The organism is Bradyrhizobium sp. Kon56 (genome assembly GCF_055807635.1).
In genome coordinates, this window is record NZ_JBVVOU010000007.1 from 280104 (window position 1) to 298156 (window position 18053).

Sequence of the window (18053 nt, forward strand, 5' to 3'; positions counted from 1 at the left end):
CCGAGCGCGAACACCGAGAGAAGTACGATAAGACCGATCATCGCGCCCACTGAAAACCGAAAACCATTAACAATGGCCTCATTCTAGGTCCTTCAGCCCGCGCTGCAAGTTCGAGTTGATAGCTTGGTTTACTCCCCGTCAGGGGCGGTCAGCCGCATCATTTTAGTGAGGAAATCGAGATCCTGCCAATGTAGCGACGGAAACGCTGCAAAGGTTGGCTGGCAAAAAGCCTGTAGTCGCCATCCGAGGTGCCCTATATCGCCGGCAAATTCCTCTAGATCTTGCCCGGTCAATCGCCTCTCCGCACCGCGGTTGCTTACGCAGACTGCCAGGTCGCCTTGCTCCGGTCCAAGCTCAAGAGAGTAGCTACCGTGAATGAGATCGTTTCTAACGTCCTGCAGTCGCCTGATCTCGACCACTGCCACAACCATCATGATGGCGAGAACTGGATGATCTCGAAAGGAGAGACGAGCCTCCTTCTCGAGTCGCTTAACCTTCTCGGCTAGCGGAAGCGCCTTCCATTTTTCTCTCGATCGTGATGCTCTGATCAATGCACCAAGTAACTGTTCAAGCTCAGCCTCGAATAAGCCCCAGAGAACAAACGCCCGGCCTATTGCCAGAATGAAGCTCTGTGGCGCCGGAGGGAGTAGGCTCGGCCTTCGCAGGCTTGAGATGTTTCCCATCAGAACGAAATTGCCGCCCTCCATGCTAGCCCCCGCTTAGTCGTGCCCGGCATCACTTGCTTCCAATATCCTAGCTTTCACGGTGCGCTCCCGTCCACTCCCTCAGGGGGAACGGAGGGGAGTGCTCAATGTACTCCGCTGGCCGTACCTCTCGAGATCGCGCGCGTCACAGCCTCAAGACGGGCTGCGATGCCGCTCATCCGGCGTGCAATATCTTGAAGCGCTGCTATATCGGTCGGCCCGGCGGCACTGGCGAGATTGAGTTCGTTCTGCAGGTGCTGGAATTCTGCCTTGCACCGGTCCAGTTCGGTGAGAAGCATCGCGGATTCGTCCATTGATGAACGCCCCTTAATTGTAGAGCTACGGCCAATATAGGGTCAGTTCGACGGGGCTGTCTGCTGTCTTTTCGGGGGAGGGACGGGAGTAGATCGCGCGCGTCAAAGCCCCGGGGCGGCCTGCGTTGCCGCTCAGCCGGCGCGCCCTGCGCCGTTGGTCAAATAAACCGGCCACCACGAAATCCGCGCTGGCCTAACAAGGGAGTTCGATGATGCAGGATGTCTGGTACGTGCTCGAGGACGGCCGCACGGTCGATCCGAACGAATGCTCGACCGATGATGGCGGCGTGCTCCGCGATGCGAGCGGTGTCGCCGTCAAGATGCGATCACCGGGGGTGCCGCTCAGCCGCGGCGTCAATGCTGCGAAGGAGCGCGCCAAAGCGGAGCGCGCGGCTAAAGCCGGTGGGGATCCGAAGGGGGCTGCTGAAGCCAAAGCAAAGGCCGAGGCTGAGGCCAAAGCAAAGGCAGATGCTGAGCTTGCGGCCAAGGCAGCAAAAGACATGAAGCCCGGCGAGGGCGATCTCCAATACAAGACGCGCTAGGCGCGCCTGAGATCTCTGTCCGCATCACGGCTAAGCTTATGGGGCAGGACTACTCTCGAAAGGAAGACGCGTCATGAACGGCAATGTGAAGAATCTGTACCTGTTGCAGGACGGCACGCAGGCTGATCCGTCCCACTGCGAAATCGGCAAGGATGGCGTGCTGCGCCACCAGAACGGCCTCGCAGTCGCGATGGGTGAAGACGGAAAGCCGCAGACGATCGGCGGCGCCGCCGCGTCGGGTGGCAATGCAGCGGCTGCGGCAGCAGGGAAGCCCGCGGCGAAAGAGCCTGAACAGGAAGAGGTCAAGGAGACCGACCTTCCTGTGAATGAGTTCGGTCAGCAGCCGGCGGCTACTGGCGAGCCCGCCTAGCCAATGGCCAACTGGCTGACCAAAATGCTCCCTCGGTGGTCCAGAAAGTCCACCGAGGGGCAATATCGCCCTGGGCCGTACTTCCTGACGGACGGTTGGCTTTCCGCGTCCGCCGGCAAGTTCATGAACTGGTGGCAGATGGGGCACTCGGTCAGGCCCTATGGCGGCAGCAACGCCATGGTCGAGGCATGCGTGTCGGCCTATTCGCAGACGGTGGCGATGTGCCCGGGAGATCATTGGGCCGCCGAGCTTGATTCTGACGGTGTGGCGACCGGTGGCCGCGTATGCGTGCGCACTTCCGCGCTGTCGCGCATCATTCGCAAGCCGAACGATTACCAGTCGATGTCGGATCTGCTGCTCAACATGACCCGGCGGCTGTACGAAAAAGGCGAGGCGTTCGGGCTGGCGATCCGAAATGACAGGTTCGAGATCTCTGAGATTCACTGGATGCGGAACGGGCAGCCGTTCATCGCAGAAGATGGCTCGATTTTTTATGGGCTCGGCGGTAACGAGATCGTGGAGCGACGCTTCGATCTGTCGATGCCAATTCCCGCGCGCGACGTGCTGCACATTCGCCTGCACACTCCGATGCATCCGCTGAATGGCATCAGCCCCATCTTGGCGGCGGCGCTCGATCTGCAGCTCTCCGGAGCTGCACTGTCGCAGCAGGTGGCATTCTATCTCAATGGTGCCAGGCCCAGCATCATGCTGGAGACGGACCAAAAGCTCGAGAAGAAGGAAGCGGATGAACTGCGCCAGCGCTGGGATGCCCAGACGAAGGGCGATAACGCCGGCGGCACGCCGATCCTGAGCTGGGGCCTGAAGGCCAAGGAGATCCAGTTTCGCGCAGGCGACGGCCAACTGGCCGATATGCTGAAGATGTCGGATCAGGCCGTCGCGCTGGCGTTCCGGACGCCTTTGCAAATTCTCGGCATCGGCGGCACACCGTTCGCGTCCACGGAAGCGTTGATGTCGTCCTGGAAAGCGACGGGCCTCGGCTTCTGCCTCAACCATATCGAGGAAGCATTCGGGCAATTGTTCCGCCTTCGGGGCTTCCCGGACGAATACCTCGAGTTCGATACCAACGCGATGATGCGGTCGTCCTTCAAGGAACTGATCGACGCGTTGTCGAGCGGAACGCGGCGCTTGATGCGGATCAACGAAGGCCGACGCTTCCTTGATCTGCCGGCCGTCCCTGGCGGCGATCAGATCCTGGTGCAGCAGCAGGACATCCCGCTGAGTATGGCGGGCCAGCTTCAGACCCAGGCGCCGGCGCCCGCAAACGATGCTGGCTCTAACCAGCCGACTGATGGTGATGCAGCCGATGCTGCGAAGGCCGTTTCGATCTTCAGGAAGGGGCGCAAACGTGCAGCAATCGGCCCTTGAGGCTCTTGCGGGCGAGCTCGGCGAGGTTGCCGGTGCGATCGAGCGAGACGCGAAGCTTCGTATTGACGCGCTGCTGGCGGATCTCGGCCGGCGGGACGCGGAGCGCGAGTTGCGCGTTGTGCAGCTGGAGCGTCGGCTCGAGGAGCGGCTTTCCTCGTTGAAGGATGGCGCACCTGGGCGGCCGGCCACGGCGGAAGAGATCGCGCCCGTCGTCGCCGCCGAGGTTGCCCGGCACGTCGCAGCAATGCCGCCGGCGGAGCCGGGCAGGAGTGTGTCGATCGACGACGTGCGGCCGCTGTTGCAGGAAATGGTCGCCGCGTTGCCGCCCGCACAGCCAGGCAAGAGCGTTTCTGCCGAGGATGTGGCACCCATGATCGCGGCCGAGGTCGCCCGCCAGTTGGCGGCGCTGCCCGCTGCGGAGCCCGGCAAGAGCGTGACGGTCGAGGACGTGGCGCCGCTGATCGAGACGGAAGTGGCGCGGCAGGTGGCGTTGCTGCCGCCGGCAGAGGCCGGCAAGAGCGTCACCGTCGAGGAACTGACGCCCTTGCTGCAGCAGATGGTCGACGCACTGCCGCCGGCCGAGGCCGGCAAAAGCATCACGGTCGACGACGTCGCGCCACTGATCGGAGAAGAAGTCGCCCGCCAGGTGGCGTCGCTTCCGCCTGCGGAGCCCGGCAAGAGCGTCACGGTCGAGGACGTGGCGCCCTTGATCGAGACGGAAGTGGCGCGCCAGGTGGCGCTGCTGCCGCCGGCCGAGGCCGGCAAAAGCGTCACGGTCGACGACGTCGCGCCTCTGGTCGGAGAAGAAGTGGCGCGCCAGGTGGCGCTGCTGCCGCCCGCAGAGCCGGGCAAGAGCGTGACGGTCGAGGACGTCGCGCCCTTGATCGAGACGGAAGTGGCGCGCCAGGTAGCGCTACTGCCGCCCGCAGAGGCCGGCAAAAGCGTCACGGTCGATGATGTCGCGCCGCTGATCGCCGAGGAAGTCGAGCGCGCCGTGGCGGCACTGCCGCCGGCCGAGCGCGGTCCGCGTGGCGAGGCGGGGCCGGAGGGCAAGCTTCCCGTGGTCAAGGCATGGGAAGACCGGGTGCATTACGAAGGCGAGGTCGTGACGCATGAGGGGGCGACCTGGCAGGCCTCGAAGGATACTGGGCGGTCACCGCCGGACGCCGACTGGCTATGCATCGCCAGCGCGGGCGCCGATGGCGTCTCGCCCTCGGTCGAGGGCACCTTCGATCCGGAGCGGAAGGACTATCGCCGCCTCAGCATCGTCGCGCTCAACGGCGGATCGTTCGTGGCCAGGCGGGATGACCCGGGCCCGTGTCCGGGAGAGGGCTGGCAGCTGCTGGCGTCCGTCGGCAAGCGTGGCCAGGCGGGCGAACGTGGACCGGCAGGGGTCGGTGCCCGCGGGCCGGCAGGACCTGCCGTGACGTCGCTCGATGTTGCGGAAGACGGGGTCGTGACGCTGGCCAACGCCGACGGCTCAACCGTCCGCCTCGACCTCTATCCGCTGCTCTCTAAACTGTCGGGCTGACCCATGTTCCAGGTGACACAGCCCGCCGGCGATCTCAATCTGCTGACGATCGAAGAGCTCCGCGTCGCGGTAGGACTCGCGTCTGACGACCATGCGCAGGACGAAAAGCTTGAGGTCCTCGGCAAGCGCGTGTCGGCGATGATCACCTCGGCCTGCATGGTGGTGAAGGATGGTGTGCATCCGCCGACCCTGCTGCTCGAGGGATGCCTCGAGTCCTGGCGGCTGACATGCGCGCAGCAAGGCCTGTATTTGTCGCGGCGGCCGATCTTCCAGATGGTGTCCGTGACGGTCGGAACATCGGTTCTGGCGCAGGATATCGATTACGAGGTGGACGCGGCCTCCGGAAAACTCATCCGCCTTTGCGGCGACAATGAAACGTGGTGGGCGTCCGGCCGAACGGTCGTCGAGTATGACGCCGGCTATGACACGGTGCCGGACGATCTGAAGGCGATCGCGGCGCAGCTTGCCGGCGGTTATTGGGCCGACGACGGCGTCGACCCGATGGAAAAGAGCCTTTCGATTCCCGATGTGGTCTCGATCGAGCGCTGGGTCGATGCTGGCGCCGATTCACAGATGCCGGCCGACATCCTGCAGCGGCTGATCGATGGCGGTTATGTCAACCGCAACATGGTTCTCTGATGTCATTGGCCGAACGAATCCGCGCGCGATATCGGCGCGAATTGCAGAAGTTCGAAATGATTACGGTCCGTCGGTACCACGGCTCAGGATCGCCGCGGCCGAAGCTTGAGCGCACCACATGGGGGCGGGAGCTCTCCTACCAGCCAGAAGAAATCGTAGGGGCTATCCTTCAAGGCGACTGGAAGATCATCCTGCTTGCGGAGGATCTTGAGACGGGCGCCGTCACCCTGCCTCTGCTCAACTCGGACAAGCTCGCTGTTCGCGGCAAGGAGCTCACCATCGCCGGGATCGACGACAAGACGCGTCGCGTCGGCGGCGTTCTATGTGCCTACGAGCTTCAGGTGCGCGGATGAGCGTCACGGCCGATGAAGCACTCACCGCCATCAAGGCGCGGGTTACGGGGCTTGCGTTTCCAGTCTATTGGCAGGGTGATGACGCCCCAACCTTGCCGGATGATCCGTCGCCCTTCGCATTCGTTGTGTTCAGCAATGACGGATCAGGGCGCGGCCCTGTCGCGTTCGGCGGCGGCGCGGGGCGCAATCTGTATCGCAATCAGGGCGTGATCGAGGCCTATACGTTCTCGCCGATCGGCTCGGAGGTCGGCGCCGAGAATGTGATGCGGCGCGCAGAGACCATCGCCACTCTGCTGCGCAGCTGGCGGACCTCGGAGATATCCTTCACGTCCGCCGACGTGATCTATGTCGGAAATGGCAGCAAGATTTCGGTGCCGGGCTTGTCGCCTTCGCCCGTGAATAATTACCAGTGCGCCGTTGCCGAGTGCGCGTTCCACTTCGACCAGATCGGCTAAGGCCGTAACCCCCCGCTGCGTCGTGGTGGCGCCGCATTCCACTGATGGAGATTTGCCATGCCGCTCGCAGAAGGCGTAAGTGCTCGCGTTACGCTGAAGGAATACGCCACCGGCGTGATCTCTTCGAACTCGCAGCCGGTGTCGAGCGTCGATCCGGCAGCGTCCGGCGGCCAGATTCTTCGGCGCGTCAGCAGCACGCTGAAGCTCGGGAAGGACACCTATACGTCGAACGAGGTGGCGTCCCATCGGCAGATCACCGATTTTCGTCATGGCGTGAAGCGCGTCACCGGCGGTCCGGTTGCGGGCGAATTCAGTCCCGGTACTTATTGGAAGCCCTTCGGTGCGGTGTTGCGTGCGACGGCTGCCGTTGCCGTAACTGGCGATCAGACGGATTTCACATCCGTTTTGGCGGACAACACCACGTCGAAATTTACCTTCGCTGCCGGCGACCCGGTCGCGAAGGGCTTCCGGATCGGGAGCATCATGCGCTTCACCAACATGTCGGACACGGACAACAACGCCAAGAATTTCCTGATCCTGTCGTTCGGCGGAACGTCGAATCGGGATGTGACGGTGTTTCCGGCGCCGGACACCATGACGGCCGACACAAGCTTCACCGTCGGCGAGGTCGGTCAGTCCGTCTATATGCCGACGTCCAACCATGTCTCGCGCAAATTCGCGATCGAGCATTACTTCGCGGACATCGATATTGCGCGCCTGTTCACGGAAGTCCGCTTCGACGGCTTCAACCTTCAGCTTCCCGCGACCGGTATTTCGACAATCGACTTCACCGGCATGGGACGTGACATGGAGGTATACACAGCTGGCGCGGCGCCGTTCTTCACCTCGCCGACGGCTGAAACGACAACGGGCCTCGCCGCGGCCGTCAACGGCGCACTGTTCTTCCAGGGCACGCGGGTTGGGGTCTGCACCGGCCTCAATATCAAGGCGGCCCTCGGTGCATCATCCGAAGGCGTGGTCGGTCAGAACTATGTGCCGGAAGTCTTCCTGGGCCGCCTCAATGTGACGGGTCAGGCGACCATCATGCTGGAGGATGCGACCTTCATCAATTATTTCAAGGATGAGACCGAAGTGTCGCTGCTCTCATTCCTCACGTCGAACAACAACCCGAACTCGCCTGCCGCCAGCTTCTATCTCCCGCGGATCAAGCTTGGCGATGCGGATTCACCCCTCCAGGGCGAGGCCGGCATCATCCAGACCTGCCCCTTCCAGGCATTGATGGGCACGTCGTCCAGCAATGGCAATATCGCGACGACCATTCGCATCCACGACACCGAGGCGACCTGAGGTCGCTTGAGATCTGATCCGTTCCCCGCCGCACACGGGGATCCTCGCACGGGCTGGCCGCAGTGATGCGCCCTGACCGGGCGGTGACGTCACCGGACGGCCTCGCTGGCGGGCGAGGCCGTTCACCCTTCCGCCAAAGGAAATAGAGACCATGAATAAATTTGCTTCCCTCGCCGCCGACGTGTCCAAGCCGTTTCGGGTCGAGCTGATCGATCCTGTGACCGAGGAGGTCATCCGGGACAAGTCTGGCAGTGTTGCCTATATCGACGTCTGGTCGACGGACGGTCCGCAGGCGCGCGAGCACGGGAAGAGCAAGCGCAAGGAGCTCAACCTAAGGATCAAGCAGTCGCGCAATGGCAAGGTCGAGCCGAACGACCAGCTGGAAGAGAATATTGCGCTGGTCGCGACGCTGACGAATTCCTGGTATCTCGTCGACCGCGTAACCGGTGAACCGATCGATGTCACGTGCACGCCTGAAAATGCTGCGGATCTCTATTCGCCGCCCGGCATGGGCTGGATCTTCCAACAGGTATTCGTCGAAGCGTCGAGCACGGCAAATTTTTTGCCGAAGCCGTTGAAGCCCTCTGTGCGTACGCCGAGCCAATCTGGCGGGCCGGCCGAAAGCTAGATGACCTCGGCACGGAGGGTGATCACGCGGCATCGGCGGCTCGGCAGTTAGCCGCACTGGGAAAGTCCGTAGCCGCCAAGCAGGCAGACCCTGATCTTCCGCCCTTTCCCTGGGTGCTGGAGTATCTCTGGGAACTATTCGGCGAGTTTTCGATGGGACTTGCGTCGAACGGGATGGGGCCGGTGATGGCTTCGTGGCGGGATGTTCAGGATTGGTGCGCGGCAATGTGTCTCGACCTCGAGCCTTGGGAAAAGAAGGTGCTGATCAAACTCGCGAACCATCGTGCCGCGATCATGTCTGAAGAAAAACCGAAGGCCACCAGCAAGTGAAGATGGCGTTCGACGATGATGACCCGCCCGGTACCGAGCTGATGGTACTTACCGATCAGCGTTCGCCGGTCTCGATCGGCAGGGCGGTGGCCGAGTTCGTGGCGCGGGAAATCGCGACCGTCGATGCCGAGATGGTGGTTCGGTTTGGCTATGCGGTGGCGAAATCTGTGCTGGTCGATGGCCGCAAGGATGTTGCGCTCTACAACGTCAAGCCGGACGACGGCGAGATCGTTGCCGAATGGGAGAACATGCTCCCGATCGTGCTGGTCTGGATCGCAAAGACGCTGGACGAGCGGTCGCCGCGAGCATCCGGCGAATACCAGCGCGAGCATCGGGTGCTTGCCGACGGTGTCGAGATCGATGTGACGGGTGAGATCCCGCCGGCGAAGGAATTCATCTTCTTCAACACGACCCCGTACAGCCGGCGGATCGAGATCGGCAAGACCAAGGCCGGGCGGGATTTCGTCGTTCAAGTGCAGCCGCGGATCTACGAGCGGACTGCCAAGGATGCTGCGGCGCGCTTCGGCAACGTGGCGCGCATCACGTCAGAATTCGTCATTCCGCCGAATGCAACGACGCTGCAGCACGATCAGCCGACGCGGTCGTTTACCGGTGGCAGGCGCCGCGTCAGCCGTCGTATTCGTTCGGATCGCCGGAGAGGTAGCGAAGTGACCGTGCCTGCCATCATCGTGAGGGTTTCCTGACCATGGCTACGTCGTCCGAAGCGGTTCGCCGGCTGTCCTACAAGGTGGACTCTGACGATGCGGTTCGTCGCATCGGCAATGTCACAGCGGCGCAGAAGGGCGTTACCGCGGCGTTGAACGAGGGCTCGGCGGCCACCGACATCAACGAGGCGCGGACCGCGAAACTGCAGTCTCGCTATGACGAGCTGGTGAAACAGCAGCGCAGTTACCAGTCGATCGCCATCAATCAGGCCGCGGCTGTGGCGAGCTCAACGCTTGCAATGACCGCGGCGAACGACAATTACGCGCAGTCCCACTCGCATCTGTCCGACGTGTTGCGGGTCGGCACCAAGGCCGCGATCGACCACGCGGCTTCCTGGCTCGCGACGGTCGGCGCCGTTGGGGCCGGCTTGCTCGTGCTTGGTGGGGTGCTGGGGGTGCTCGGTCCGATCATCCTGACCTACAAGCTGGTCAAGGACGCAATCGGACTTGCAGCCGAAGCCTGGCAGCTCAGCGGCGAGAAGTTGGAAGAGTGGCGCCAGATCGCGAACAATGCCGCGAAGGTTGATCTCTCGCCGGAGTTCTTCCAGCGCCTCTCGAAGGGCGCCGAAGGTCTCAGCGTCAAGGTCGACGACCTCACGAAGTCGCTGCAAGCCCTGAAGAGTTCGTCGGCCGACACGCTCGGGGGCAGTGCCCTCGACAAGAAAGTGGGTGCGCTGGAGGACGCTGGAAACTTCAACAACAATCCGGGATCCGGTCAGCTTCAGCAGGCCAACACGAACGAGGAGCGCTACAGGGCGGTCGCGGCGATCATCCACCAGGCCATGCTGGATGGCGAACGCCTCGCGGCGATCGATTTGGCCAATACTGCCTTTGGGTCCGATGTTGCCGATCAACTTAGGACGGACTCCGAGTACCTCGACAAGATCTTGGCTGCAGCGGACAAGGTCAGCCAGACGCAGCTGGTGTCGGACGCTGATATCGGCCGTGCGCTCGAGATGCAGCGGCGCTGGGACGAGGCCGTAAAGATCCTCGAGCAGCGCTGGCATCCGATCCAGGACTTGCTGACGCAGGGCGGCATCGCGCTGCGATCGACGTGGGTCGATATCGTCTTCAATATCGCGCAGGCGGTCGACTACGTGGTCAAGCTGGCGGAAAAGATCCCGACGATCCAGATGCCGGAGTGGATGAAGACGGGATGGAAGGCCGGCGTGACCGCGGCGGCGAGCGCCGTCACCGGTCCCATCGGCGGCGCAGCCGTCGGCTATGCAACGGGTCTTTATGGATCATCCGGTAACGACGGTGCGAAGTCTTCGACGGACGCCTACAGCAATGCCGTCGACCGGCTGCGTTCGGGGCTTCAAAACCAGAACGCCGTCCAGCAGGCCGTCAACCAAACCACAACGATTGCCAACAAGGTTCTGGGCGACAACAGCCGTACGATCGATACCGCGACGAAGGCGGCTAGCGATCAGAAAGATGCGCTCGAACGTGCCATCGAGTCGATCGAGAAGCATACCGCGACGACGGCGGCCCAGGCGCAGACCATCGATCAGACCGTCGGCGAGCAGGCCAGGGCAAAGACGATGGCTGAGCTGTTGTCGGCCGCTCAACGCGCCGGCATCAAAGACGTGTCGGAATATGCTACGCAGTTCAAGGACTTGTCCGATCGCGCCGCCGCTGCGGCTCAGTCACTCGGCCTCGCGCGGGTGCAGTCTCAGATCAAATTCGGTCGCGACACGGCTCTACTTTCTTCTGATGACGTCGCGATCGCGCAGCAGCTCAAGAGCATCTATCCGGATGTGGCGACCGCACTGGGTAGCGTCGAGGCATCTGCGCTGCGGACCAACCAGGCCCTATCCGGGATATCGTCGTCATTGTCGAGCAATCTGACATCGGGACTTACCGATATCGCCATGGGGACCAAGAGCGTCAAGCAGGGCTTCTCCGACATGACGATGTCGATCATCCGGGACATCGAGCAGATGATCATCAAGCTCTACGTCGTCGGACCGTTGATGCAATCGCTTCAGGGCGGGTTGTCGGGCCTCGGTGGCTTGGGTGGCATTTTTGGCCCATCTTCCGGCGCCGCGGCCCAAGCCGCGTCGGCGAGTACCCTGGCGAGCAATACGGGCGGCGCGTTCTTCGGGCCCGGTTTCCATTCCGGTGGCATCGTCGGTGCCGAGCCATCGTTCATGCGCATGGTGAGTTCGTCTCATTTTTCTGATGCAGCGCGCTTCCACACCGGCGGCATTGCCGGCGATGAAGTTCCAATCATTGCCAAGCGCGGTGAGGGAGTGTTCACGCCCGGCCAGATGGCGGCGATGGGCGGCGGAGGCAACAACCCAAGCGTCCAGGTCAATGTCAACGTCGACAATTCGAGTGGTTCAGACGTCCAGGTCCAGCAGCAGAAGAACGAATCCGGCGGTGTCGATCTCAACGTCATGGTGCGGAAGGCCGTCGACAGCAACATCGCCAGCGGCGCCCATGACAGTTCGCTCGGCGGCCGGTTCGCCGTCAAGCCCTCGACGATCAGGCGCTAGGCCATGTCGACCGCAGCATGGCCCGCCGGCGTCTCGCAATTGGCGCAGGCCGGCTCCTTCAAACAGACGCCCGATCGCAATGTCTCGAGCTTCAAGCCTGATCGCGGCACGCCGCTGGAGCACCGCGCGACCTCGGTCTCGTCCGATCAGGTCCAGTTTGCGACGGAGATGATCTATGGAGATTATCAGACGCTGTTGTCGTTCTACCGCGACACTTTGAAGGATGGCGTGCTGCCGTTCACGCGCAAGCATCCCTATGACATCGGCGGCGCCGATCTGACCTTCAAGTTCATGGCTGAGCCTGTGTTTTCCGACATCGCCAATATGGTGGATCTCGGAACCGTGTCGCTGTCGCTGCGCCGTCTGCCGTGATCGTTTTTCGCCGACTGTCTGACATCATCCAAGGGGAGCCGCGCCTGCCATGAGCAAGAGCGACACGTTCGAGAACGACCTTCTCAAGTTGATTTTTAACGCCACGGCGATCGCCAACATCGCCGACAACGCAGCGAGCTCGCCGTTGGCGAGTCTTTACGTCGCGCTCCACACCGCCGATCCCGGCGATGCCGGGACCCAATCGACCAGCGAATGCACCTATACGAGCTATGCCCGTGTCGCGGTGGCACGAACGACCGGCGGCTGGACCGCATCGACCGCGGGTTCGACCAGTCCGGCCGCGAACGTCGATTTTCCGGCCTGCACCGGCGGCAGCAACACGGCAACTCACTTCTCGGTCGGCGTCGCCTCGGGCGGCGCCACCAAGATCCTCTATTCCGGCACGCTGACGCCGAACATCTCGATCTCCAACGGCGTCACCCCGCGGCTGTCGACCGCGTCGACGATCACGGAGGATTAGCACCATGCCGATCGTTGAAGCCATCGGATCGGCCTCCGGCATGCGGGCAGGGAAGGCCGTCTCGTTGAAGATTCAGCAGGCCATGGCGTTCGCCGCCGCCGAATGCCAGGCCGAGGGCGTCACGGATCCGGACGTGATCCGCGAGCGCATGCTGGCGGCGCGCCATGCGGTCAAGGATGCGATTGCCGCTGCGCGGGCGGCCAACGCGGCCAGGGATTGATCGGTCATGGCAAGGGGCAATCGCGCCAAGATGACTGTCTCGGGAACACCCGGGACGGGTTCCGTCACGCTGGGCGCAGCCTATTCCAACGCGTGGCTGACGATCGCCGAGGCCGGTATCGTGGACGGGGCCGGGATCACGTGCCTTCTTGAAGAAGGCACGGATTTTGAGCTGACGCGCTGCACCTATACGTCATCCGGCACGTCGCTGGCCCGCAACACCGTCATCGTTTCCAAGAGCGGCGGCACCAAGGGCACATCAAAATTATCGCTGACGTCGGCGGCCCGGGTGACGCTGGTTGCGGCCGCCGAAGATAGTCGCGAACTGCTTGTCGCGGCCCGCAGTTACTACGTGCGATCGGATGGCAGTGATTCCAATTCGGGTCTCGCCAATACATCCGGGGCGGCATTCCTGACGCTGCAGAAGGCGCTCGACACGGTGTTCGGCAAGCTGGATCTCGGCGGCCAGAATGTCACGATCAATCTTGCCGATGCAACCTACACGACGTCGGGATCCACAACGGTGACAGGCGCGCAGGTCGGGGCGGGCACGATCTCGATCATCGGCAACACCACGACGCCCGCCAACGTCATCCTGAATTCGACCGGCGACAACACCCTGGTATTTGACGGCAACGGCGCCATCAGCATCGACGGCTGCGAGATCCGCAGCAGCACGGCTTACGGCCTCAAGGCGATCAACGGCTTCAAGGTCGCCATCGGCAACAATGTCCGCGCCGGCGCCTGCAGCGCGGCGCAGTTCTTTGCCCAGATTTTCGGCCGTCTCATCTTTGGCACCGCGGTCAGCGTGGTGGGCGCTGCGGCCAGCTTCGTGCGGTGCGCGGACCATTCCTATGCAGTTCTCAGCGGCATGACCGTGACGATTACCGGGACGCCTGCTTTCGGTGCGGCCTTCTACGTCACAACCGGCATCGCCAAGATCGCTGCGGCCAGCGTCACTTACTCCGGCAGCGCGACCGGCACGCGCTATCTCGTTGACCAGAACTCGGTCCTCGATGCCGGCGGCGCCGCGGCATCGATACCGGGCAATGCCACAACGGCGCCGACGACCGGCGGCCAGGCGATCTAGTCCATGTTGGGGTTTGGTGCATTCGGCGAGGTTGCGTTTGCCGATTCCGGCGACGGCGTCGTCTCGGCTGTCGGCGTCTCGGCGGGGGCGGGAAGTGCTGCCGGCGTCGGGGCATCGATCGCGGCGGCCACTGGCGCATCGGCCGGCACATCGGTGCTATCTGGCACCGGCAGGTCAACGGCCGCGGGCGCGGGGGCGGCTGCAGGCGTTTCTAGCTCGTCGGTGGTCGCAACCGCCATCACGCCCACCGCGGGTGCTGCTGCTGGTGTCGGCGCCGCGGCCGGGACCGGCCGGTCGTTCTTTGCTTCGATTGGCCAGTCATCGGGCATCGGAGCTGCTGCAGGTCCGGGGCGCTCAACAGCGGCAGCGATCGGCGCTGCGGCCGGCATGGCGGTTATCAACGGCCGCGGTGCCCGCATCTTCAACCGCCTGTCGGCGGCGTTCCGCAATGAGGTTGAGGCGCAGCAGTCCGCCGAGGTCGCGCTGGTATTTGCCACCATCACCCATCCCGAATTGTTGACGCCGATCCGGGTGGTGAGCGAAGACGACAAGGGCTACTCGATCGCCAACGGCAAGGTCGTCAACTACCGCTATGGCGGCGAGCTCTATTACGGCTGCCCGTTTGCGATCCAGCTGGTCACCGACAACGATCGAGCGCCGCAGGCGCAGGTGACGTTGCCGGATGTGGAGCAGCGTGTCGGCCTCGAAGTGCTGCCGCTGATCGATAGCCCGAAGATCAAGATCGAGGTGCTGGCGCTGTCGGACTTCTCCGACGCGCTCGATGCCGACAACGCGCGCAACCCGATCGGAACGCCGACCGTGGAATATGCCGCCGATCACCTTTACCTGGCCAATGTCACCGGAGACCAGATGTCGGTTCAGGGGCAATTGACCGGGCTGGATTACTCGGCGGAGCCATGGCCGAAGATCCGCACCACGCAGGATCGGTTGCCGGGGCTTTATCTATGACCGGCATTCCGCGCTGGACTGAGGCCTATAACGGCATCCCCTTCGTCGCCAGTGGCTTCGATCGCGCCGGCTGCCATTGCTGGGGGTTGGTGCGCCTGGTGCTGGGCGAGCAGCGTGAGCTTTGGCTGCCGACCTATGGCGAGATCTCCGCGCGCGAGCTCGCGGCGGTCGCCCGCACCTTGCGCGCCGAGAAGCAGGCCAAGGTCTGGTCGATGGTCGAGGCCTGGCAGCCGTTCGATGTGGTGCTGATGGCTGGACGTCTCGGCGCCGGTGGCCGCCGCACTGAGCTGCATTGCGGCGTCGTCGTATCCGGCGATCACATTCTGCACGTCGAGGAGACGACAGCGGCAGTCTGCGTTCGCCGCGATCATGCCAGCGTCAAGTTCCGCATTCTCGAAACCTATCGCCACGCGAGCCTTGCATGACGACATCCGCGATTCCGGTCATCTATCGCGATCGGCCCTTCAGCGATCGCGCGGTCCGGCGCGTCGTGCTGCCGGGTGTGACGCTGGCAGAGATCGTGGCGACCACGGATGGCCTGCCGCGTGGTTTTGCGCAGTTTGGAATTGTCTGCGTCAATGGTGAGGAGGTGCCGCGGGAGTGCTGGCTTCGGGTGCGGCCGCGGTATGCCGCCGGCCGTGAGATCCTGGTGACGTTGCACGTACCGATGCAGGGCGGCGGCGGCGGGGGTGCCAAGGCCGCGCTGCGTATCGCTGCGCTGATTGCGATTGTGGTGGCTGCCGCTTATGCGGGGCCGCTCGCGGCTGGCGCGCTTGGCTTCACCGCAGGCACGGTGGGATTTGCGGCGGCGAGCGCGCTGACATCGGCGGCGATCTCGGTCGGTGGCTCGCTGGCCATCGCAGCTTTGACTCCTCCGCCGTCGCTCAACAGCACGCAAGCGAGCGATGCTCCGTCCGGCACCAATCCTGGCACGGCGTCGCTGTCCGGAAATCTGCTGTCGCCCGGCGCCGGGGTTCCGCGCGTCGTCGGCACCATGCGCGTCTTCCCGCCGCTCGGCTGCAATCCTCTGATCGAGCTCGTTGGTGATGACGAGTACGTCGAGGGCGTATTCGTGCTCGCCGGTCCGCACGCCATCAGCGCGATGCAGAGCGACGGGCTCGACGTCGGGACGCTGGATGATTTCCAGACCGAGGTATCCGAAGGGCTCCCGGCGTCGGAGCGGGTTGCGCTCGTCCAGCGCTACAGCAAGACGGATAGTCCTTCGATCACGCTGTCGAATTACGTCGTCGACAAGGATGATGCCGGCGTTCTCGACAACCAGAGTCTGCCCGAGACCTGCATCCCGACATGGCACCGCGTCATCAGCCGCAAATCGCCCGACGAAATCTGGCTCACCTTGACCTGGACCGAGGGGCTGATGGTCGACGACGCACCCGGCGTGGTCCGTGGTTGCCCGGTCCGTTTCCGGATGCGGCAGCGTGGCACCACCAGCTGGATCAATGGCCCTGAAATCCATATGTCCCATGGCTCGACGTCAGCGTTCAAGAAGGTGCTGAAGCTGATGTTTCAACCAACGCCGAGCGTCATGCCGATCCCGGCGAGCGATAATGCGCCATATTTGGCCTACCGCGGCGTTCCCGGCCAAAGCGTCCTGTTGCCCACGACGACGGGCTGGACGGCCGACTCCTATTTCTCGACTGGGTCCGGTGACGACTACCTGTCGTCCGGGAATGTCGCAACTTCTGGCGTTCGCAACATCGCGTTGTTCGGAGACCGGGTCGAGGTCTATCTGTCCGGCAGCCAGTTTCCGGTTGGGCAGTGGGAAATCGAGGTGATCAAGGGCTACGGCTACAACACCACCATCTTCAACACCACGACCTACAACCTGAATTCCAAGGTGCACGATCTGTTCGGCTATTTCGTCAATACCGACAACGGCAACAAGCTGTCGACGCCGTCCGGCACGGCGAATTTGCACAACACCTGCGTCATCCAGCGCCTTGCCAGCATCTACAATCGCCATCCGATCCAGTCGCAGGATTTCGCGCATGTCGCGGTACGCGCCAAGAACCGCCAGATCGGACAATTTTCCGTGCTCGCCAACGGCTACGTTAATGATTGGGACGGCACGAGCTGGTCCGAACTGTCGCTGACCGACAATCCGGCCGCGCATTACCGTGACGTGCTGGTCAACCCCGCGCTGAACGCGCGGCCGTTGCCTGAAGAGATGCTCGACGTTGCCGATCTGCTGGCCTGGCGCTCGATGGGCTACACGGTCAATGCCGTCTGCGAGGGTAAGAACGCGGTCGACGTGCTGACGATGATCGCAGCATCCGGGTATGCACGGCCGCGGCAGAGCGAGAGATGGGGCATCATTCTCGATCGCGACCGCTCGGCCGATGGGCCGGTTCAGACCTTCTCACCGCGCAACATGAGCGGCTTTCAGTGGACCAAGGCCTTTGCGCAGCGGCCGGACGGCTTCCGGGCGCGGTTCTCGGACGTCGACAATGACTACCAGGAGAACGAGATCGTCGTGCTCGATCCGCTCGCGACCGTCGACAACGGTCGCTATGAGGACATCCGCTATGATGGCCTGGTTGCGGCCGCCGACATCACCGCGCGAGCGAAATTTGATCTGGGCAATTTGCGTTTTCGCATGAACTTCTACAAAGGCACCACCAATCGCCAGCATCTCGTCATCCGCCGCGGCGACCTGGTCGGCGTGTCCTATGACGTGATCGCGCGCAATGCCGGCAGCGCCTACATCAAGGCCATCGTGACCGATGGCGGCGGCAACGTGACCGGCCTCGTGCTCGACGGCACCGTGCCGCTCGGCGGGGACGACGCCTTCAGCGATTTTGATGCAGCCTTCTCCTCCTATCACGACGCGTTTTCCGGGGAGCGAACCGGCTGCGCCATTCGCCTGCGCACGCAGTCCGTGCTGGTGGCCGAGATCACGGGCCTCTCCCCGGAGACGGCGCAAGTCGATTTCGCCGTGCCTTTTGTCGATCCGGGACCGAGCGCGCTCGCCGCCGGCGCGCTGGTCGTGTTCGGGCCGCTCGGCCAGGAATACAAGCGGATGATCGTCTATGACGTCACGCCGAAGTCCGAGATGACGGCCGACATCACCTTCGTCGACGAAGCGCCGCAGCTGTTTGCGGCTTAAGGGATCGCTC

The 18053-nt window shown here is 63.2% G+C and carries 21 protein-coding genes; 19 read left to right on the forward strand and 2 right to left on the reverse strand.

Going from position 1 to position 18053, the window contains the following annotated elements:
• Positions 1 to 128: 128 nt before the first annotated feature.
• Together AC0L3B_RS14560 and AC0L3B_RS14565 are read right to left on the reverse strand one after the other, a co-directional pair.
• Entirely contained in the window at positions 129 to 707 is a 579-nt protein-coding gene (locus AC0L3B_RS14560; RefSeq protein ID WP_473380580.1) for a hypothetical protein, read from the reverse strand.
• Positions 708 to 808: 101 nt separating this feature from the next.
• On the reverse strand, positions 809 to 1018 hold the full coding sequence (locus AC0L3B_RS14565; protein ID WP_473380581.1) for a hypothetical protein: 210 nt from the start codon (positions 1016 to 1018) through the stop codon (positions 809 to 811).
• Between the two features lie 209 nt (positions 1019 to 1227).
• Here AC0L3B_RS14565 and AC0L3B_RS14570 point away from each other — a divergent pair, with 209 nt between their 5' ends.
• From AC0L3B_RS14570 to AC0L3B_RS14660, 19 genes are all read left to right on the forward strand, one after another.
• The gene (locus tag AC0L3B_RS14570) at positions 1228 to 1560 is read left to right on the forward strand and encodes a hypothetical protein (RefSeq protein WP_473380582.1); all 333 of its coding nucleotides are present in this window, start codon (positions 1228 to 1230) and stop codon (positions 1558 to 1560) included.
• A 73-nt stretch (positions 1561 to 1633) separates the two neighbouring features.
• Positions 1634 to 1930 (forward strand): hypothetical protein, encoded by a 297-nt coding sequence (locus AC0L3B_RS14575; protein ID WP_473380583.1) that lies wholly within the window; start codon positions 1634 to 1636, stop codon positions 1928 to 1930.
• 3 nt (positions 1931 to 1933) lie between these two features.
• The gene (locus AC0L3B_RS14580) at positions 1934 to 3316 is read left to right on the forward strand and encodes a phage portal protein (protein ID WP_473380584.1); all 1383 of its coding nucleotides are present in this window, start codon (positions 1934 to 1936) and stop codon (positions 3314 to 3316) included.
• The gene (locus AC0L3B_RS14585) at positions 3297 to 4847 is read left to right on the forward strand and encodes a hypothetical protein (RefSeq protein WP_473380585.1); all 1551 of its coding nucleotides are present in this window, start codon (positions 3297 to 3299) and stop codon (positions 4845 to 4847) included. Before AC0L3B_RS14580 ends, AC0L3B_RS14585 begins: the two co-directional genes overlap by 20 nt.
• Before the next feature lie 3 nt (positions 4848 to 4850).
• Positions 4851 to 5486, forward strand: a complete 636-nt coding sequence (locus AC0L3B_RS14590; RefSeq protein ID WP_473380586.1) for a hypothetical protein — start codon at positions 4851 to 4853, stop codon at positions 5484 to 5486.
• Between the two features lie 56 nt (positions 5487 to 5542).
• Positions 5543 to 5839, forward strand: a complete 297-nt coding sequence (locus AC0L3B_RS14595; RefSeq protein ID WP_473380587.1) for a hypothetical protein — start codon at positions 5543 to 5545, stop codon at positions 5837 to 5839.
• Complete coding sequence (locus AC0L3B_RS14600) at positions 5836 to 6294, forward strand: hypothetical protein (protein WP_473380588.1); 459 nt, start codon at positions 5836 to 5838, stop codon at positions 6292 to 6294. Before AC0L3B_RS14595 ends, AC0L3B_RS14600 begins: the two co-directional genes overlap by 4 nt.
• Before the next feature lie 57 nt (positions 6295 to 6351).
• A complete protein-coding gene (locus AC0L3B_RS14605) occupies positions 6352 to 7602 on the forward strand; it encodes a phage tail tube protein (protein ID WP_473380589.1) in 1251 nt (416 codons plus the stop codon).
• A 151-nt stretch (positions 7603 to 7753) separates the two neighbouring features.
• Positions 7754 to 8230 carry a hypothetical protein gene (locus AC0L3B_RS14610; protein ID WP_473380590.1) on the forward strand — a complete coding sequence of 159 codons (477 nt, stop codon included), beginning with the start codon at positions 7754 to 7756 and terminating at the stop codon, positions 8228 to 8230.
• Between the two features lie 56 nt (positions 8231 to 8286).
• Positions 8287 to 8559: a phage tail assembly chaperone gene (locus tag AC0L3B_RS14615; RefSeq protein WP_473380628.1), complete on the forward strand. Its 273-nt coding sequence runs from the start codon at positions 8287 to 8289 to the stop codon at positions 8557 to 8559.
• 2 nt (positions 8560 to 8561) lie between these two features.
• Positions 8562 to 9263: a hypothetical protein gene (locus tag AC0L3B_RS14620; RefSeq protein WP_473380591.1), complete on the forward strand. Its 702-nt coding sequence runs from the start codon at positions 8562 to 8564 to the stop codon at positions 9261 to 9263.
• Positions 9264 to 9265: 2 nt separating this feature from the next.
• Positions 9266 to 11785, forward strand: coding sequence for a hypothetical protein (locus tag AC0L3B_RS14625; RefSeq protein WP_473380592.1), 2520 nt, complete (start codon positions 9266 to 9268; stop codon positions 11783 to 11785).
• A gap of 3 nt (positions 11786 to 11788) precedes the next feature.
• Positions 11789 to 12157 (forward strand): hypothetical protein, encoded by a 369-nt coding sequence (locus AC0L3B_RS14630; protein WP_473380593.1) that lies wholly within the window; start codon positions 11789 to 11791, stop codon positions 12155 to 12157.
• Positions 12158 to 12206: 49 nt separating this feature from the next.
• Entirely contained in the window at positions 12207 to 12638 is a 432-nt protein-coding gene (locus tag AC0L3B_RS14635; RefSeq protein WP_473380594.1) for a phage tail fiber protein, read from the forward strand.
• A gap of 4 nt (positions 12639 to 12642) precedes the next feature.
• Positions 12643 to 12858, forward strand: a complete 216-nt coding sequence (locus tag AC0L3B_RS14640) for a hypothetical protein (protein ID WP_473380595.1) — start codon at positions 12643 to 12645, stop codon at positions 12856 to 12858.
• Positions 12859 to 12864: 6 nt separating this feature from the next.
• Positions 12865 to 13947, forward strand: a complete 1083-nt coding sequence (locus AC0L3B_RS14645; protein WP_473380596.1) for a hypothetical protein — start codon at positions 12865 to 12867, stop codon at positions 13945 to 13947.
• Positions 13948 to 13950: 3 nt separating this feature from the next.
• On the forward strand, positions 13951 to 14916 hold the full coding sequence (locus tag AC0L3B_RS14650; protein WP_473380597.1) for a hypothetical protein: 966 nt from the start codon (positions 13951 to 13953) through the stop codon (positions 14914 to 14916).
• A complete protein-coding gene (locus AC0L3B_RS14655; RefSeq protein ID WP_473380598.1) occupies positions 14913 to 15341 on the forward strand; it encodes a C40 family peptidase in 429 nt (142 codons plus the stop codon). Before AC0L3B_RS14650 ends, AC0L3B_RS14655 begins: the two co-directional genes overlap by 4 nt.
• Complete coding sequence (locus AC0L3B_RS14660; protein WP_473380599.1) at positions 15338 to 18043, forward strand: hypothetical protein; 2706 nt, start codon at positions 15338 to 15340, stop codon at positions 18041 to 18043. The genes AC0L3B_RS14655 and AC0L3B_RS14660 overlap by 4 nt, the downstream gene beginning before the upstream one ends.
• The last annotated feature ends 10 nt before the right edge of the window (positions 18044 to 18053 follow it).

Coding starts and splice junctions, on each gene's coding strand:
- AC0L3B_RS14560 (WP_473380580.1), bottom strand. CDS start 707: ATGGAGGGCGGCAATTTCGTTCTGATGGGAAACATCTCAAGCCTGCGA.
- AC0L3B_RS14565 (WP_473380581.1), bottom strand. CDS start 1,018: ATGGACGAATCCGCGATGCTTCTCACCGAACTGGACCGGTGCAAGGCA.
- AC0L3B_RS14570 (WP_473380582.1), top strand. CDS start 1,228: ATGATGCAGGATGTCTGGTACGTGCTCGAGGACGGCCGCACGGTCGAT.
- AC0L3B_RS14575 (WP_473380583.1), top strand. CDS start 1,634: ATGAACGGCAATGTGAAGAATCTGTACCTGTTGCAGGACGGCACGCAG.
- AC0L3B_RS14580 (WP_473380584.1), top strand. CDS start 1,934: ATGGCCAACTGGCTGACCAAAATGCTCCCTCGGTGGTCCAGAAAGTCC.
- AC0L3B_RS14590 (WP_473380586.1), top strand. CDS start 4,851: ATGTTCCAGGTGACACAGCCCGCCGGCGATCTCAATCTGCTGACGATC.
- AC0L3B_RS14595 (WP_473380587.1), top strand. CDS start 5,543: ATGATTACGGTCCGTCGGTACCACGGCTCAGGATCGCCGCGGCCGAAG.
- AC0L3B_RS14600 (WP_473380588.1), top strand. CDS start 5,836: ATGAGCGTCACGGCCGATGAAGCACTCACCGCCATCAAGGCGCGGGTT.
- AC0L3B_RS14605 (WP_473380589.1), top strand. CDS start 6,352: ATGCCGCTCGCAGAAGGCGTAAGTGCTCGCGTTACGCTGAAGGAATAC.
- AC0L3B_RS14610 (WP_473380590.1), top strand. CDS start 7,754: ATGAATAAATTTGCTTCCCTCGCCGCCGACGTGTCCAAGCCGTTTCGG.
- AC0L3B_RS14620 (WP_473380591.1), top strand. CDS start 8,562: ATGGCGTTCGACGATGATGACCCGCCCGGTACCGAGCTGATGGTACTT.
- AC0L3B_RS14625 (WP_473380592.1), top strand. CDS start 9,266: ATGGCTACGTCGTCCGAAGCGGTTCGCCGGCTGTCCTACAAGGTGGAC.
- AC0L3B_RS14630 (WP_473380593.1), top strand. CDS start 11,789: ATGTCGACCGCAGCATGGCCCGCCGGCGTCTCGCAATTGGCGCAGGCC.
- AC0L3B_RS14635 (WP_473380594.1), top strand. CDS start 12,207: ATGAGCAAGAGCGACACGTTCGAGAACGACCTTCTCAAGTTGATTTTT.
- AC0L3B_RS14640 (WP_473380595.1), top strand. CDS start 12,643: ATGCCGATCGTTGAAGCCATCGGATCGGCCTCCGGCATGCGGGCAGGG.
- AC0L3B_RS14645 (WP_473380596.1), top strand. CDS start 12,865: ATGGCAAGGGGCAATCGCGCCAAGATGACTGTCTCGGGAACACCCGGG.
- AC0L3B_RS14650 (WP_473380597.1), top strand. CDS start 13,951: ATGTTGGGGTTTGGTGCATTCGGCGAGGTTGCGTTTGCCGATTCCGGC.
- AC0L3B_RS14655 (WP_473380598.1), top strand. CDS start 14,913: ATGACCGGCATTCCGCGCTGGACTGAGGCCTATAACGGCATCCCCTTC.
- AC0L3B_RS14660 (WP_473380599.1), top strand. CDS start 15,338: ATGACGACATCCGCGATTCCGGTCATCTATCGCGATCGGCCCTTCAGC.